The sequence below is a fragment of the Halobacillus hunanensis genome, from assembly GCF_900166655.1.
In the GTDB taxonomy this organism is placed as follows: domain Bacteria; phylum Bacillota; class Bacilli; order Bacillales; family Halobacillaceae; genus Halobacillus_A; species Halobacillus_A hunanensis.
Genome location: NZ_FVZB01000006.1, coordinates 132,836 through 149,793 on the forward strand (window position 1 = coordinate 132,836; position 16,958 = coordinate 149,793).

18 protein-coding genes and 1 tRNA gene are annotated in these 16,958 nt (G+C 42.0%); 3 read left to right on the top strand and 16 right to left on the bottom strand.

Annotated features, from left to right (window positions below; all coding sequences use genetic code 11):
- Positions 1 to 1,719, top strand: coding sequence for a phosphoenolpyruvate--protein phosphotransferase (ptsP, locus tag B5354_RS06385; protein ID WP_079527067.1), 1,719 nt, complete (start codon positions 1 to 3; stop codon positions 1,717 to 1,719).
- 80 nt (positions 1,720 to 1,799) lie between these two features.
- Positions 1,800 to 1,964, top strand: coding sequence for a YtzI protein (ytzI, locus tag B5354_RS06390; RefSeq protein ID WP_079527069.1), 165 nt, complete (start codon positions 1,800 to 1,802; stop codon positions 1,962 to 1,964).
- A 725-nt stretch (positions 1,965 to 2,689) separates the two neighbouring features.
- Here ytzI and B5354_RS06395 read toward each other — a convergent pair.
- From B5354_RS06395 to B5354_RS06445, 11 genes are all read right to left on the bottom strand, one after another.
- Positions 2,690 to 3,283, bottom strand: a complete 594-nt coding sequence (locus tag B5354_RS06395; RefSeq protein ID WP_079527071.1) for a nitroreductase family protein — start codon at positions 3,281 to 3,283, stop codon at positions 2,690 to 2,692.
- A gap of 14 nt (positions 3,284 to 3,297) precedes the next feature.
- A complete protein-coding gene (locus tag B5354_RS06400) occupies positions 3,298 to 3,882 on the bottom strand; it encodes a YdcF family protein (RefSeq protein ID WP_079527073.1) in 585 nt (194 codons plus the stop codon).
- 140 nt (positions 3,883 to 4,022) lie between these two features.
- Positions 4,023 to 5,309 (bottom strand): phosphopyruvate hydratase, encoded by a 1,287-nt coding sequence (eno, locus tag B5354_RS06405; RefSeq protein ID WP_079527075.1) that lies wholly within the window; start codon positions 5,307 to 5,309, stop codon positions 4,023 to 4,025.
- A gap of 15 nt (positions 5,310 to 5,324) precedes the next feature.
- Positions 5,325 to 6,860, bottom strand: coding sequence for a 2,3-bisphosphoglycerate-independent phosphoglycerate mutase (gene gpmI, locus B5354_RS06410; RefSeq protein WP_079527076.1), 1,536 nt, complete (start codon positions 6,858 to 6,860; stop codon positions 5,325 to 5,327).
- Entirely contained in the window at positions 6,853 to 7,614 is a 762-nt protein-coding gene (gene tpiA / locus B5354_RS06415; protein WP_079527077.1) for a triose-phosphate isomerase, read from the bottom strand. The genes gpmI and tpiA overlap by 8 nt, the downstream gene beginning before the upstream one ends.
- A gap of 22 nt (positions 7,615 to 7,636) precedes the next feature.
- The gene (locus B5354_RS06420; protein WP_079527078.1) at positions 7,637 to 8,818 is read right to left on the bottom strand and encodes a phosphoglycerate kinase; all 1,182 of its coding nucleotides are present in this window, start codon (positions 8,816 to 8,818) and stop codon (positions 7,637 to 7,639) included.
- 186 nt (positions 8,819 to 9,004) lie between these two features.
- Positions 9,005 to 10,012, bottom strand: a complete 1,008-nt coding sequence (gene gap, locus B5354_RS06425) for a type I glyceraldehyde-3-phosphate dehydrogenase (RefSeq protein WP_079527080.1) — start codon at positions 10,010 to 10,012, stop codon at positions 9,005 to 9,007.
- A gap of 36 nt (positions 10,013 to 10,048) precedes the next feature.
- On the bottom strand, positions 10,049 to 11,077 hold the full coding sequence (locus tag B5354_RS06430; RefSeq protein WP_079527082.1) for a sugar-binding transcriptional regulator: 1,029 nt from the start codon (positions 11,075 to 11,077) through the stop codon (positions 10,049 to 10,051).
- Positions 11,078 to 11,219: 142 nt separating this feature from the next.
- Positions 11,220 to 11,453, bottom strand: coding sequence for a glutaredoxin family protein (locus B5354_RS06435; protein ID WP_079527084.1), 234 nt, complete (start codon positions 11,451 to 11,453; stop codon positions 11,220 to 11,222).
- A 68-nt stretch (positions 11,454 to 11,521) separates the two neighbouring features.
- The gene (locus B5354_RS06440; protein WP_079527086.1) at positions 11,522 to 11,749 is read right to left on the bottom strand and encodes a hypothetical protein; all 228 of its coding nucleotides are present in this window, start codon (positions 11,747 to 11,749) and stop codon (positions 11,522 to 11,524) included.
- A 178-nt stretch (positions 11,750 to 11,927) separates the two neighbouring features.
- A tRNA-Arg gene (locus B5354_RS06445) sits at positions 11,928 to 12,003 on the bottom strand.
- 324 nt (positions 12,004 to 12,327) lie between these two features.
- On the opposite strand from B5354_RS06445, the gene clpP reads away from it, so the two are divergent.
- On the top strand, positions 12,328 to 12,921 hold the full coding sequence (gene clpP / locus B5354_RS06450; protein WP_275897946.1) for an ATP-dependent Clp endopeptidase proteolytic subunit ClpP: 594 nt from the start codon (positions 12,328 to 12,330) through the stop codon (positions 12,919 to 12,921).
- Between the two features lie 107 nt (positions 12,922 to 13,028).
- On the opposite strand, the gene B5354_RS06455 is transcribed toward clpP, so the two are convergent.
- From B5354_RS06455 to B5354_RS06475, 5 genes are all read right to left on the bottom strand, one after another.
- Complete coding sequence (locus B5354_RS06455) at positions 13,029 to 13,280, bottom strand: HPr family phosphocarrier protein (RefSeq protein ID WP_079527090.1); 252 nt, start codon at positions 13,278 to 13,280, stop codon at positions 13,029 to 13,031.
- A 134-nt stretch (positions 13,281 to 13,414) separates the two neighbouring features.
- On the bottom strand, positions 13,415 to 14,374 hold the full coding sequence (gene whiA, locus B5354_RS06460; RefSeq protein WP_079527092.1) for a DNA-binding protein WhiA: 960 nt from the start codon (positions 14,372 to 14,374) through the stop codon (positions 13,415 to 13,417).
- Positions 14,375 to 14,424: 50 nt separating this feature from the next.
- Positions 14,425 to 15,378 (bottom strand): gluconeogenesis factor YvcK family protein, encoded by a 954-nt coding sequence (locus B5354_RS06465; protein WP_079527094.1) that lies wholly within the window; start codon positions 15,376 to 15,378, stop codon positions 14,425 to 14,427.
- Between the two features lie 3 nt (positions 15,379 to 15,381).
- Positions 15,382 to 16,266 (bottom strand): RNase adapter RapZ, encoded by an 885-nt coding sequence (rapZ, locus tag B5354_RS06470; RefSeq protein WP_079527096.1) that lies wholly within the window; start codon positions 16,264 to 16,266, stop codon positions 15,382 to 15,384.
- 16 nt (positions 16,267 to 16,282) lie between these two features.
- Positions 16,283 to 16,750, bottom strand: coding sequence for an 8-oxo-dGTP diphosphatase (locus B5354_RS06475; RefSeq protein WP_079527098.1), 468 nt, complete (start codon positions 16,748 to 16,750; stop codon positions 16,283 to 16,285).
- Between the last annotated feature and the right edge of the window lie 208 nt (positions 16,751 to 16,958).

Below are 16,958 nucleotides of genomic sequence, written 5' to 3' on the forward strand. Positions count from 1 at the left end.
ATGGGACAGTTACAAGGAATTGGGGCTTCCAGTGGTATTGCTATTGCTAAGGTCTATCGCTTAGAAGCTCCAGACCTTACTTACGATAAGACAAAAATTGACCAACCTGCTGATGAAATCAAGCGTCTCCATGATGCTATCGATGTTTCAAAGAGCGAGCTTGAAAAAATTAAAGAACACACGAAGAAAACGTTGGGCGATGAACATGCGGAGATCTTTTCTGCACACTTGCTCGTTTTAAGTGATCCGGAACTTATTAATCCGATTGAAGATAAAATAAAATCTGAAGATGTAAATGCTGAAGCAGCTTTGGATGAGACAGCCGATATGTTCATCAACATGTTCAAAAATATGGACAATGAATATATGAAAGAACGTGCAGCTGATATTCAGGACGTAACGAAACGTGTAATGGCACACCTACTTAACGTCACTTTCCCTGATCCTGCCTTAATTAATGAAGAAGTGGTCATAGTCGCTGACGATCTCACTCCTTCTGATACGGCGCAGCTTAACAAACAATATGTAAAAGGGTTCACCACAGATATCGGCGGACGTACATCTCACTCTGCTATTATGGCCCGCTCCCTTGAAATTCCAGCAGTAGTTGGTACTAAAGACGTGACACGTCAGGCTGAGAACGATTCCATGATTATTGTGGATGGGATTGACGGTAATGTCATCCTTGACCCGACTTCTGATGAAATCGAAACTTACCAACAAAAGCTTGCCGATTTTGAAAAGAAAAAACAAGAATGGGCTAAGCTCAAAGATGAACCAACGAAGACCTCTGAAGGGGAACATGTAGAACTTGTTGCCAACATCGGGACCCCTGAGGATGTTGAGGGCGTTTTAAATAATGGCGGAGAAGGTGTTGGTCTTTACCGAACTGAGTTTCTTTATATGGGCAAGAACCAACTGCCTACGGAAGAAGAGCAGTACGATGCTTATTCTTCTGTCTTAAAGCAAATGGGAGACAAACCTGTAGTTGTTCGTACGCTTGATATCGGCGGCGATAAAGAACTAGACTATTTAGACCTTCCAAAGGAAATGAATCCATTCCTTGGCTTCCGAGCAATTCGCCTTTGCCTGGAACGTGATGACATTTTCCGCATTCAATTGCGTGCGCTGCTGCGGGCAAGTGTCCATGGAAACTTAAAAATTATGTTCCCGATGATTGCAACGTTAGATGAATTCCGTCAGGCAAAGACTATATTAAATGAAGAGAAAGACAAGCTTGTTCAAGAAGGCCAGGATGTATCCGACCAAATTGAAGTAGGAATGATGGTTGAAATTCCAGCAACAGCTGTAATTGCTCGCCAGTTCGCTAAAGAAGTTGATTTCTTCAGTATTGGAACAAATGACTTAATCCAATACACAATGGCTGCTGACCGAATGAATGAACGCGTTTCTTACTTGTATCAGCCTTACAACCCAGCTATCTTAAATCTTGTAAACAATGTAATTGAAGCGGCTCACTCAGAAGGCAAGTGGGCTGGAATGTGTGGAGAAATGGCAGGAGATGAAATTGCTATCCCACTGCTTCTTTCACTTGGATTGGATGAATTCAGCATGAGCGCCACTTCCGTACTGCCAGCGCGAACCCAAATCAAATCTTTATCTAAACAGGAGCTGGCTTCCTACAAGGATGAAATTCTAGCTATGGGTACTGCGGAAGAAGTTGTTGATTTCATTAAAGATAAAGCAAATCTCGTATAGAAATCACTCTTAGTTTATGGCAAAATGATCATAGATAAAAGATCTTCTTTTTCAAATTGTAATAGGAAAGAAGTGTTTGCATGACATTTACGATCATTATGATTATTTGTGTGGCGATCGTACTTGGGGTGGCCGCTGCCTTCGCCGTAGCTATTTCAAAAGGATACGACTACAAACACACAGTTGATCCATTGCCGGATGAGAGTCACGATAAGGAAGAGCATAAAAAATCTGATGTCCATTGAACTGGACATCAGATTTTTTTGTTGAATAAATGAATTTTATAACCCTCAGCTTTAGTACAGCTTGGGGGTGGTAAAAGGAAGCACCTCTCAAGTCTATAATTGGTGCATATAAACCGCTACGAAAATATACTTCGCTTTCCGCGGGCGGCTGTTGAGCCTTCTTGTGCTGGCGCACTGCGAGGTCTCACCTAGGCCTTTCCTCCCGCAGGAGTCTCCGTATATTTTCTCCGCTAAAACAGCACATTGTTCGTCTTTTTACTTATGAGTTTTAGCTATGCCCCATCCGGTATTGACTCAGGGCGTGCCAAACTTAGTCGAACTTCCCTCCCCCGTACTTAACCGAACATCTTCTAATTTGTGAGCTTCCCATAGGAGTCTCGTTATTTCCCCCTCCCGCCTTTCTATAAAGCAAGAAGAAACGGCTCTCTATCACTGCAGATACACTCCATGGCCCTTGATGATGAGTATATCTGTTGAAGAAATTATTTACTAGCCTTTTACAACTCGATTTTTATTAAGATGGTTCCGTTACTCTCAATAACGAAATGGGGATGGGAAACTGCGAGACTCCTACGGGAAAGGAAAGACTGGCGAGACCCCGGAGGTCGCAGACCGAGGAGTCTTGCCGTCTTCCCCGTGGAAAGCGAGTGGTTTCCCAACCCCCATTTTCCAATTAAAAATACGGAACCTTACTCAGATGCCTGTCAGTCTTTAGTGTAAAAGAGCTATTGTGAATTTGACTCAAACAATTCATTTTGAAAGGTAAGTTGAACTTTGCGCCGTGCTTTCGGCTCGGGAATACGGGCTGGGTATCCCAACTGTATGACACCTGCCACCTTATGAGATGTCGGGTCAAGGCCAATCCCTTTCATAAATTCAGTGTCATGAATATAAGGACTCGTGGTCCACAATGCGCCGACACCCCTCTCCCATGCAGCCAGTTGTGCATTCTGAATAAAGGCGCAAACCGCAGAATAATCCTCTTCAAACTTATGAATGTCAGGATCACGATCTAGATAAATTAAAGCATGGTGAGGGATGCGAATGAGGAATTGCTTTATTCCGTTCATCATCTTCTCCGCTTTCTCAGCAGAATATCCTTCGGCAAAGCCTTGCCTCAAATAACTTTCAATAACCAAATCGGCATAATGCTGTGCGCCCTCATTCTGATACACCACTACGTTCCAGGGTTCTTTTAAACGATGATTTGGTGCCCAGCTGGCTATCTGAAAAACCTCCTGCAACACTGCTTCATCTACTAATTTATTTTTAAAGTCGTGAATCGACCGTCGAGATTGTATAGCATCTATCACATTCATCAATTTCCCCGCCTTTATGAGCGAAAAGGATCCAACAGCTTATAACCGATAAAATAAACCCATTCCCTTAAAAAGAAGGGCATTTTAGTTTCTAATGTTTTATAGGCGGAATAATCAGTTGGCACCCCAGTCGCTTCCATTCCATTTTCCCTTGCCACCGCTACAGCTCTTTTCAAGTGATATTTATCACTAACAATCAGGAAGGAATCAACTTTTTTCTTTTCAGCCACTTCCTTCGCATTGATCAAATTTTCTTTTGTAACCTGCGATGTACTCTCAATGAGAATATCTGACTTAGGAACTCCATGGTTTACTGCGTAATTACGACCTACCTCCGCTTCAGAGGTCACTGCATGTTCACTTTCTCCACCGGTAAAAATTAGATATTCAACTTGTCCATCCTTATAAAGTTCAATTCCTTGTTTTAAACGGCCTTCAAACACAGGGCTTGGCTTGCCATTCCATTGAGCAGCTCCTAATACAATGGCTGCTTCAGCCTGGAGGTTATCCTGTTCTTCTCCATATGTCCAGATCGAATACCCAGTGAATGCAACATAACTTATAATCAGCCAAATGACTATGGCTATCCAATTTTTCATACTCTTTGCTCTCCTACTAACCACTCTGACAACTATCCTCCATCATAACACAGAATATTTCTAATTGAATGCCCTATTTTTTCATAAAAAAACCACTTGGCACGGCGCCAAGTGGTCAGTCGAAGTTATACTCCTGTGTATTACTTATTAAGGTTGTAAAATGCCTTCTCTCCTGCATAAGTAGCTGTTCCCAGCAGCTGATCTTCAATGCGGAGAAGCTGGTTGTATTTAGCTACTCGGTCTGTTCGTGATGGAGCACCTGTCTTAATTTGTCCAGCATTCGTTGCAACGGCAATGTCAGCTATTGTAGCATCTTCGGTTTCACCAGAACGGTGAGAGATAACAGCTGTGTAGCCAGCACGCTTGGCCATCTCGATGGCTTCAAACGTTTCAGTTAGTGAACCGATTTGGTTAACCTTGATTAGGATAGAGTTCCCAACACCTTCTTCAATAGCACGAGCCAGCTTCGTTGTGTTTGTAACGAATAGATCATCACCAACTAATTGAACACGATCGCCAATTCGATTTGTTAATAGCTTCGTACCCTTCCAATCATTTTCATCAAGTCCATCTTCAATAGAAACAATCGGATATTTATTGACAAGTTCTTCGTACCAGTCAACCATTTCCTCAGAAGTACGTACTACTCCTTCGCCTTTCAGGTTGTACTTGCCATCCTCATAGATTTCGGAAGAGGCAACATCCATCGCCAGCTTAACTTCTTCATCAGGCTTGTACCCTGCTTCTTCAATCGCTTCAATGATTGTAGAAAGAGCTTCTTCGTTCGACTGAAGGTTTGGAGCAAACCCACCTTCATCACCAACACCTGTATTGTAGCCTTTTGCTTTCAATACTTTCTTCAACGCATGGAAAATCTCTGCCCCCATGCGTACAGCTTCTTTAAAGGTCGGTGCACCCACAGGCATAATCATGAATTCTTGAATATCAACGTTATTGTCTGCATGCTCTCCGCCATTTAGGATATTCATCATTGGAGTTGGAAGCGTTGAAGCCGTGAACCCTCCAAGATACTTGTAAAGAGGCTGTCCAACTACGTCAGCAGCTGCATGAGCTACAGCCATAGAAACGCCCAAAATAGCATTTGCACCTAATTTTCCTTTGTTTTCAGTTCCGTCAAGCTCGATCATCAACTGGTCAATGATCACTTGCTGTGTTACATCCATACCTAATAGATTAGGAGCAATTTTTTCATTTACGTTATCAACGGCCTGGATAACACCTTTCCCTAAATAACGATCCTTATCTACGTCGCGCAATTCAACAGCTTCGTACTCACCAGTTGAAGCCCCGCTTGGAACAAGTGCACTGCCAAAAGCTCCGGATTCTGTATAAACTTCAACTTCAACGGTTGGGTTACCACGTGAATCAAGTACCTCACGTGCGTATACATCTGTAATATATGGCATTAAAATCTCTCCTTTTTATTTAATCAATGATTTCCCTGTCATCTCTTCAGGCTGTTCGACTTTTAACAACTGTAGCAGCGTAGGTGATAAGTCCCCAAGAATTCCATCCTGACGAAGCTTTATCCCATCCTTTGTAACAATGACAGGAACAGGGTTGGTCGTATGAGCAGTCATTGGATTTCCGTCAAGTGTCGTCACCTCATCGGAATTCCCATGATCTGCCGTAATTATAGCATGACCGCCTTTTTCATGTATCTTATCTACAATCTTTCCTAAACATTCATCTACGGTTTCAATCGCCTTAACCGTTGGTTCAAGCATACCTGAATGCCCCACCATATCAGGGTTGGCAAAATTCAAAATGATCGCATTGTGCTTGTCTGCATCCAGTTCACCAAGCAGGGCGTCCGTTACCTGATATGCACTCATTTCCGGCTGCAGATCGTAAGTAGCTACTTTCGGTGAATCGATCAGGATCCGCTCTTCGCCTTCAAATTCCTTCTCACGCCCCCCACTCATAAAGAATGTGACATGAGGATACTTCTCAGTTTCAGCGATACGAAGCTGGTTCATTTTATGACTTTCCAAAACTTCACCGACAGTATTTTTTAACTCATTTGGTGCAAAAGCAATGTTACTATCCACTGCATCACTATATTGAGTCATACTGACAAAGTGAAGGTTCTTAGGCGCATTTTCTCCTCGATCAAAATCATTGAACTCATTGTTAGCAAAAGAACGTGAAATTTGAATGGCTCTGTCAGGGCGGAAATTGAAAAAGACGACAGCATCTTCATCCTCGATCGAAGCGATATGATGGCCTGAATCATCCGTAATCACAACCGGTTCTACAAATTCATCATAGATTTCCTTTTCATAGGATTCCTTAACAGCTTCAAGTGGATCAGAATAAGCCGGACCTTCACCATAGGCAATTGCGTCGTAAGACTTTTTCACGCGATCCCAGCGGTTATCCCGATCCATCGCGTAGTAACGACCGGAAAGCGTAGCAAACTGCCCTACACCTATTTCAGCCATTTTCTCTTGTGCTTGTTTAATATAGGTCAGAGCTGATTGTTGATCAACATCCCGGCCGTCAAGAAATCCGTGCACATATACTCTATCTAAGCCGTAATCTGCTGCAAGTTGAAGGAGAGCATACATATGGTTAATATGACTGTGAATTCCCCCGTCTGAAAGAAGACCAAAGATGTGCAGACCCCTCTTATTCTCTTTAGCGTGTGTTATAGCTTGTACTAGTGCCTCATTTTTCATAAACTCTTGTTTGCGGATGGCTAAATTAATCCGTGTTAAGCTTTGATAAACGATGCGGCCGGCCCCAATGTTTAAATGACCGACTTCAGAATTTCCCATCTGCCCGTCTGGAAGACCGACATACTCGCCACTCGCTTGCAGTTGAGCATGAGGGAAGTCATTCCAATATCGATCAAAGTTAGGAGTGTTTGCTTGCTTCACCGCATTACCCATTTCTTCATCTCGAATGGCAAAGCCATCCAGAATAATGAGGGCAGCTAAATTTTGCTTACTCATGCTTACCTGCCTCCACTAGTTTTAGGAAAGAATCAGCTTCGAGACTTGCTCCACCAACTAATGCACCATCAATATCAGATTGAGAGAGAAGCTCGTCTACGTTAGCTGGTTTTACACTGCCGCCGTATTGAATACGTACTGCTTCTGCTGCCTCTGTACTAGCAAATTCGCCGACCACTTTACGAATATGTGTGCAAACTTCATTAGCCTGCTCAGACGTTGCTGTACGACCTGTTCCGATCGCCCATATTGGTTCATAAGCGATGATCGTATTAGAAATCTGCTCAGCAGTCAGGCCTTCCAACGCCTTTTTCACCTGTGATTCTACATGGTTCATCGTTTGGTCAGCTTCACGCTGCTCAAGCGTTTCTCCTACACAAACAATCGGTGTTAATTCATTGTTAAAGGCTGCATGAACTTTCTTATTCACCACTTCATCCGTCTCTTCAAAAATCTCGCGACGTTCAGAGTGACCAAGTACAACATAAGTAACACCAAGCTCTTTAAGCATAACCGGGCTTACTTCACCTGTGAAGGCACCACTTTCCTCAAAGTGCATGTTTTGAGCACCAATCTCAAGTGAAGTCCCCTTCGTTTCTTCTACCATTTTTTGAAGAAATGGAAATGGAGCACAAACGATAGATTCCACTGCACTTGCTGAAGGAACTTCATTTTTAGTTGCTTGAACAAATTCATTTGCCTCTGAGTGCGTTTTGTTCATTTTCCAGTTACCTGCAATTACTTGCTTACGCATGTCACAAACACCTCTCCACAAATTATTTATTGTTAAGTAAAGCTACGCCTGGAAGTTCTTTCCCTTCCATAAACTCAAGGGATGCTCCGCCTCCCGTAGATACGTGGTCCATTTCATCAGCAAAACCAAACTTCTCTACGGCTGCAGCTGAATCCCCGCCGCCAATCACGGAATAACCTTCCGTCTCTGCAAGTGCATTGGCTACACTCTTCGTGCCATTTGCAAATGACTCAAGTTCAAATACCCCCATAGGTCCATTCCAGATTACTAACTTGGAGTTTTTGATCACGTCTGCATACTTTTCTCTCGTTTTCGGACCGATATCCAAGGCTTCCCAATCAGCCGGTATGTTATCGATTGCTACTTCTTTCGTGTTGGCAGAGTCAGAGAAATCATCAGCAACAATTACATCTTCGGGCATGAGGAAATCGACACCTTTTTCATCTGCTTTTTTCATGTATTCTTTCGCAAGATCAATCTTATCTTCTTCAAGCAGCGACTTGCCTATTTCATGACCTTGAGCTTTTACGAACGTATAGGCCAGTCCACCGCCGATGATGAGATGATCTACTTTATCAATGAGGTTGTCTATAACGCCAATTTTATCTTTTACCTTTGCGCCTCCGATGATGGCTGTGAACGGACGATCAGGATTCGATAAAGCGTTACTCAGCACCTTAATCTCTTTCTCCATTAAAAAGCCTGCAACTGCAGGGATATGTTCTGCAATCCCAGCTGTAGAAGCATGAGCCCGGTGTGCAGCACCAAAAGCATCATTCACATATAAATCAGCCATATTGGCAAAAGCCTTTGCTAATTCAGGGTCATTTTTTTCTTCACCAGGATGAAAGCGAACGTTTTCAATCAGAAGAATATCTCCTCCCTGTGTTTCTGAAAGAGCTGTATTCACTTCTTCGCCCACTACTCCATCGGTTTTCGTGATGGTTTGACCGATGAGTTCACTTAAACGCTTGGCCACCGAATCAAGCCGTAATTCTTCCACGACTTCGCCTTTAGGTCGTCCAAGGTGACTCGCAAGAACCACTTTAGCTCCATTGCCAGATAAGTGTTTAATCGTCGGCAATGCTGCCTTAATTCTTGTGTCATCCGTCACCTCACCCCCGCTCATGGGAACGTTAAAGTCAACACGGCAAAAAACGGTTTTTCCTCTTACGTCTACATCACGAATTGTTTTTTTATTCATGAAATGGACAACCTCCTTCAATTTGGTCAGGAAAAGTTCCTGCCCATTATGTACGTTTCCACGAAACATTTATGTGAAAACGCCTAATCAGGAACTCTTAATCACATGGATAAAGGAGGAGGACATGCATGGACCCCCTCCTTTATCTAATAGCATACATGAAATTGTTAGTCAGTGATACTCGTATTATAGGCCTTTGCTCTTAAGATATACAGCAAGGTCTACACAACGGTTAGAGTAGCCTGTTTCGTTATCATACCATGAAACAATTTTGACCATATTGTCTTCAAGAATCAGGGTAGATAGACCATCAATAATAGAAGAATGAGTGTTGCCGTTATAGTCTGTTGAAACTAAAGGCTCGTCACTATAATCCAGAATGCCTTTAAGGTTGCCTTCTGCTTCTTCTTTAAGTGCTGCATTCACTTCTTCAGCTGTTACATCTTTATCTAATTCTGCAACAAGGTCAACGATGGAAACATTAGCTGTTGGAACACGCATCGCCATACCGCTAAGTTTGCCGTCTAGTTCAGGAAGAACTTTAGCTACAGCCTGAGCAGCACCTGTTGTAGTTGGGATGATGTTCTGACCAGCGGCACGCGCACGACGATAGTCTTTGTGCGGCAAGTCAAGAATTTGCTGATCATTCGTATAAGAGTGAACAGTTGTCATCATTCCGCGTTTAAGACCAAATTTATCATTTAATACCTTTGCGTATGGTGCAAGACAGTTTGTCGTACAAGAAGCGTTAGAAATTACATGGTGCTCATCTTTGTTATATTGATCTTCGTTTACACCCATAACTACTGTAAGGTCTTCTTGTTTTGCTGGTGCAGAAATGACAACTTTCTTCGCTCCTGCATCAAGGTGTTTCTTCGCATCGTCACGCTGAGTAAAGCGACCGGTAGATTCGATAACGATTTCTACTCCAAGATCTCCCCAGCCAAGGTTAGCAGGATCTTTTTCAGAAAGAACCTTGATCTCTTGCCCGCCAACTACTAGATTATCGCCATTAACAGTAACCTCTTCCTCAAGCTTACCGTGAACTGTATCATACTGTAGCAAGTGTGCCAGCATATTGGCATCCGTTAAATCATTTACAGCTACAACCTCTACTTCATTATTTTTAAGCGCAGCACGGAAAACATTACGTCCAATGCGGCCGAAACCGTTAATACCTACTCTTACAGTCATGCTTAATTCCTCCTTAAAATAGTAAACAATTTTTATTTAAAAGGGGTAACCCCTTACTAACTCTGACGCAGCACCTTCATCGGTAATCAGTATATTACTTTGACCCGGCTGAAAATAGGAAGCAATCGCCTGTGCTTTCGACCTTCCTCCCGCCACCGCGATAACATCATCGGCTGAGGACAGATCCTCTAGCTGCAATCCAACCGTCCGAACTTTATGAACGATCTCGCCTGATTCGTTAAAGTAATAACCAAACGCTTCTCCTACTGCTTGTCTTTCATGAATTAACTCCAGTTGAGAAGTTGGCGTTTTACGTCGTTCGGCCATTGTCATAGCCTCTCCTATTCCGTGAACAACCATACCCGCGTCACGGATCATATCCAGCACTTCTTTAATAGATGGTTCTTCAATGATCGTCTGATAAGATTCCTCACTTAAGGGGTCCGGAACGTAGAGAAGACGATAGTCTCCTCGGGCTTTTTTCGCCATTTCAGCACAAATCGTATTGGCTTGGTTCTCGACACGCTCTCCAAGACCTCCACGAGCAGGCACGAACATACATTGACTCGCTTTTTCGAGAGGTGTCATCATTTCTGCAACAGCAGCCATTGTCGAGCCACCGGTAATAGCCACTGTTTCTCTTGAATGCAAATGTGCCTTCAAGTATTCAACACAAGCTTTACCCATTTCCTGTTTAACCCAGTCTAACTGATCACTGTCACCTGGAATAACGACAACATCGTCTAATTTTAATTTATCCATTAACTGCTGTTCTAAAACTTTTATTCCCGTTACATCCTTTATAAACTCTGCTAACTGTTCAAGAATCGCTTGCCCTTCATAAGTCAAGTGCATCCCTCTTGATGTGATATCAACAGCTCCTTGCTTGCTCAAGAAGTCTACTTCACTTCTGACAGTTCTTTCAGCAAGTTGACTGTTCTCAGATAGCGCCCTCCTGCCTACCGGTTGCATCAACCGAATATGGTGGAGCAGTTGATAACGTCTTTGCATAACTTCAAGGACATCTGGAAACAATTTCTTTTGTAAGTCAATTAAAGCTCTCATGAAAAAGCTCCTTTATTATGAAAAGTATATTCGTCGGGATAGAAATGTCCCAGGCAGTCATAATCTGTCCCGCTCGGAGCAAAAAAATATCCTTTTCAATTTATATATTATCAGTGCAGGTGAAGCTGTGCAACTGAAAAACTCAGTGTAACCGCTCTCTTAGCGAAAAAACATCGATTTCCCGGTAATCAATTTTTTCTCCGTTAATAAAAAGGACGGGAATTTCGAGAAAGTAACTACGCAGTAATTGCTCATCTTCCTCTATATTAACCTCAGTCATGTCAATTTGATAGTCCATGGCGAGAACTACAACCAGTTCTTTCACTTCATCACACAGTTTACAATTACTTTTTCCGTAGAGTGTTATTTTATTCACGTTATCCTTCCCTCCCTTATATAGAGCATTTTTTTAATATGTAACAAGGATAAAACTAAAAAGCCACGTTAAGAAACGTGGCTTACAAAATCATAATAACCATGGTCAATTTTAAATTTCTTCGACTCTAAGAACTCGATCAATTCATTCTCACCAGCCGCTCTTTCAAGAGAACGATACAGTGACTTTAAATTAAAGGACAGCTTTCTTCTATGCTGGATATCAAGAATATGGATTCTACGGTCTTCTGGAATCTTTTCAGTTGATATGATTTTGAAACGAATAATATTTGTCATAAAATCTCCTTTTCGCTTAACGAAGAACCAACAAATTCGTATATCCTCAAGAATAACACACACAATTTTCGAGTGAAACTTTTAACACTCAGCCTGACTAGATAATGTGCTATAAAAAAACCACCTGCTAAAATAGGCAGCGTGGGGAAATTAAACATATCATTAATGAAAGTATAAGCGCGCCCGAGAGGATTCGAACCCCCGACTGACGTAGAACCGGAATCTACCGCTCTATCCAACTGAGCTACGGGCGCAAAATCAGAAAGACAAGGTATATTATACGATTAATCACCAAGAAAATCAAGATCTATTTTGACTTAAGAGTCTTGGAATTCTATTAATAATCACAGGTTTATCCTACTCAAATTAGGGAAATGATGGTACAGGGATGCTCAATTGTACCATCTTCAGCTATTTTTCTATAACCGCGAATCTAAAAAGTCCTGTACCTCTCTCCAGACCCGCCAAGGACTAAAGAAATTAGTCAAAAAGGTACAATCTTTTTGTTTGACCTTTTCTGACCTTAAAGGTATGATAAAAACATATTCCATCATATATGCAATGATGAAAAGGAGGAAATTACAATGAATTTAATCCCAACAGTAATTGAACAAACTAACCGCGGAGAACGTGCCTATGACATTTATTCCCGTTTATTAAAAGATCGGATTATTATGCTAGGCAGTGCTATTGATGATAATGTTTCCAACTCTATCGTTGCTCAGCTATTATTCTTAGCTGCTGAAGACCCTGAGAAGGACATTTCACTTTATATTAACTCTCCGGGTGGATCCATTACCTCTGGAATGGCTATCTACGATACGATGCAGTTCATCAAGCCAAACGTTTCTACAATCTGCACAGGTATGGCCGCTTCTATGGGTGCTTTCCTTCTCAATGCCGGTGCAAAAGGAAAACGTTATGCACTGCCAAACAGTGAAGTGATGATCCACCAGCCACTCGGCGGAACACAAGGGCAAGCATCCGACATTGAAATTCACGCTAAGCGTATCATCAAAATGCGCGAGAAATTAAACCAAATTCTATCAGAACGAACTGGTCAGCCGCTTGAAGTGATCGAGCGTGACACAGACCGAGATAATTTCATGTCAGCCCATGAAGCTGTTGAATATGGTCTAATCGATAAAGTGATGGAAAAGACAGGCGAATAAGAAACAAATGCCCGCTGTTCATGCAGCGGGCATTGTTATGTATGGCCATGGAGCCACCAACCATTTATGATTATAAAATTTTGTTCATTTCTTCACATAAATACGTACTACTCTTTCACAAAGGCCGTTAATTCAGCTATCGCTTTTTCTTCATCCGTTCCCTCAGCTATTAACAAAATCTCCTCATCATAGGCCACTGCCAAACTCATGAGCCCCATAATGCTCTTTGCATTCACCCGCTTCTGCTCTTTCTCAATAAAAATATCTGCTGAAAAGCGATTTGCTTGCTGCACAAACTGAGCAGCAGGCCTTGCTTGTAATCCTGTCTCCAATTCAACCTTTACGGACTGTTCAATCATTTATTCATTCCCCTCTCTATCATGTTTTCATTATTTTTAGAAAGCGCATACAATCCATTTTAAATAAAGAACGCTTTCTATAGGAAAGCGTCCTCAATTGTAAATCATTATAGCATGAAATTTTTCAGATTACATTATTTTTGACTACTTTCCTTTACTTCACCTCGCCTAACTTTGTCCGCAAAATCATCGATCTTGCGCAGGCGATGGTTAATACCGGATTTACTTATCGGAGAACCTGATACTAACTCCCCCAGCTCTTTCAACGATACTTCCTGATGCTGAAGTCGAAGTGAGGCGATTTCATGAAGCTTATCAGGCAAGGCTTCTAATCCTACTGTTTGTTTAATGAATCTAATATTTTCTACCTGCCTGAACGCAGCTCCAATCGTCTTATTTAAGTTGGCCGTTTCGCAATTGACAAGCCGATTCACAGAGTTTCTCATATCTCTGACGATACGTACATCTTCGAATTTAAAAAGAGCCTGGTGGGCCCCGATATTGCTAATCAGCTCAGTAATCTTCTCCGCCTCTTTTAAGTAAGTAATAAACCCTTTTTTTCTCTCCAAAGTACGTGCATGTAACTCAAAGCTGTTCATTAGCTCACATAAAGCCTCATTATGTGATTCGTCAGAAGAGTGGATCTCTAAATGGTAGGATGATGTTTCCGGATTATTTACAGATCCTCCCGCTAAAAAAGCTCCTCGCAAGTATGCCCGCTTGCACCCGGTAGTGGCCAAATACTTTTTTGGAATCTCCGGATTGACCGAAAACGGCCCGACTAAAATTTCTAAGTCTTTTAACAGTCTTTCAGCGTTTTCTTTCATTCTGACAATATAAACATTATTCTTTTTTAAACGCATTTTCTTTCTTACCAGAAGTTCTACAGGATATGGATACAGCTTTTTAATCAGCATATAAATGCGTCTCGCTATTGCAGCATTCTCTGTTTGAATATCCAATAAATAGGACTTATTAGATAAAGAAAATGTTCCATTCATTCGAACGAGGGCTGCCAATTCCGCTTCCACACTATTCTTCTCATCGGCTTCTACATTCGTTAGTTCCTTTTTAATCTCTGACGCAAACGACACTATGTTCACCCCCATTTTAGACAATCTTCAAGCGGCATGACTGCTTTCTCCTATAACATCGAATGCAGCAAATGAGCCAATTTAGTCGTATCATGGCGAATGGCTGCCTGGCTTTTATCAATAATATCTTCTTCAATAATATTTAGTCCCAGTGCCTTAATTCGATCCATGTCATAATGCACAGGTTCTGCATTTTCTTCTGCATAAACTTTCCTGATATTCGGCCCAATCGGTTTATTATGAACGACAACGGAATGAATGCATCCTTCTCCAACATGATCATATATAGCCTGCACATGATCAGCTGCTGTATAACCTGATGTTTCCCCTTCCTGTGTCATCACATTACACACATACGTTACCTTCGCCTTCGTTTCTCTTAATGCCTGACCGATCTCTGGTATTATAATGTTCGGCAGAATGCTAGTGTAGAGACTACCCGGTGCAATCACCACCAGGTCTGCATCCTTTATGGCCTCCATCGCCTCTGGCAATGGTTGAATAGGAAGCGGGCTGACATATACGCGTTTAATTCGCTTATTGGCTTTTGGGATATTCGACTCTCCCGTTACAAGCGTCCCATCTTCCATCTCAGCATGTAGATTCATGGAGTGGTTAGCAATAGGATAGATATTTCCTTTCACATTCAGTACACGAGAAATTTCCTTAATTCCATGGTAAAAATCTCCTGTCATTGATGTCATCGCAGCGAGCAGCAAGTTCCCCATTGAATGTCCAGAAAGTCCGTTCCCATTTACAAAACGGTGTTGAAATAAATCAAGAAGCATTGGTTCTGCATCTGACATGGCTGCGAGAACGTTCCTGATATCACCGGGTGCCGGGATAGAAAGCTCACTTCTTAATCTTCCTGAACTCCCTCCGTCATCTGCAACGGTCACGATCGCGGAAAGGTCTATTGGAAAATATTTAAGCCCCCTCAATAATACAGGCATCCCTGTTCCTCCGCCAATGACTACTACCTTGGGTTTATTCAAACGATCCATGGATTACAAACCCTTTCTTTTATCAATATCCCGGTGCGTCACATGGGTCACAAAGTCACTGGAGAAGTAATTGGAAAGATACTCAGCTATGGCAACAGAACGGTGTTGGCCGCCTGTGCAGCCGATTGCTACTACCAACTGACTCTTTCCTTCTCTCTTATACTGTGGCAGCATAAACTGCAGCAAATCTTTAAGCTTTTCAAGAAATTTTTGAGTATCAGACCACTTAAATACATAGGAGGATACTTCTGAATTTAATCCTGTCAGCGGGCGCATATTTTCTACATAATGCGGGTTGGGTAAAAACCTGACATCGAACATAAGGTCCGCATCGATCGGCACCCCATACTTAAACCCGAAAGAAACCATCTGTACAGAAAACACTTGCTGTTTCTGTGCCTTGTAACGGTCGAGAATCCTATCTCTCAGTTCCTTCGGTTTAAGGCTGGATGTATTTATAATAGTTTGAGCACGTCCCTGCAGTTCGTCCAGCATCTTACGTTCCTGACGAATGCCTTCGAGTGGAAGGCCGTCTTTAGCCAGCGGATGAGACCGTCTTGTTTCCTTATATCTCGAAACAAGGGATTGATCTTCTGCATCCAGGAACAGGATATGACTATCCAGCCAATCTTCATTCCCTAAACGATCAAGGGCATCAAATAAAGAATCGAAAAATTCACGCCCTCTTAAATCCATCACAAGGGCAACATTCTTAATATCATTCGTTGAATCCTTCATTAAATCCAAGAATTTAGGTAAAAGAGTCGGCGGCAGATTATCAACACAAAAAAAGCCTAAGTCTTCAAAACTTTGGATAGCAACGGTCTTTCCTGCTCCAGACATTCCAGTTATGATTACAAGTTGAGTATTGTTTTCTTTTTCTGCCATAAGCCATCGCTCCTCATTACGTAGGTCGACACGGGTCCAGTTCCTGGTCGATCAATTGAAAGTCAGTTGTATAGATGAATGTACCGTATACTTGTTCTTCACTCGATAAAATATGATTGAATATATAGCGATCACCTTCAGCCATCGGTTTATCCAGAACTTCTTCTACAGCTACCCATTCGAGCTGGCCCTCTTCACTGACTTCTAATAGCTCGCCTTGATAGTCTGTTGTATAAAAGGTAAACATCATCCACTCCTGAACAGTTTGATCGTCCTCTTTCATGATAAATGTAAAAGAACCTTTTAGTTCAGGATCTTTGATACGTAAACCCGTTTCTTCGTGGAATTCACGGACTACAGAATCTTTAATATTTTCCCCAGCCTCCATTTTTCCGCCAGGGACAACATACCAGCCACGCCTTGGTTTTTTTAACATTAATATATGATTATCTTTTCGTAAAATACAGTTTGCTACACGTTGCACGTCTTGTCACCTCATTTATTCTCTAGAGGGCATTCTTATCTATTATACAATGAATACGTAATTGGCTACAATGTTATGCTTGCTTCATTAAGGGAAATCACTTACGTTTTATCCCCGGAGTAATAAGGTCTGGATGCAAGTCACAGTTTTTTTTCGTTCTCTTACAGTCTATATAATACCAATTTTAATTTTCGCAAAAAGACACAAA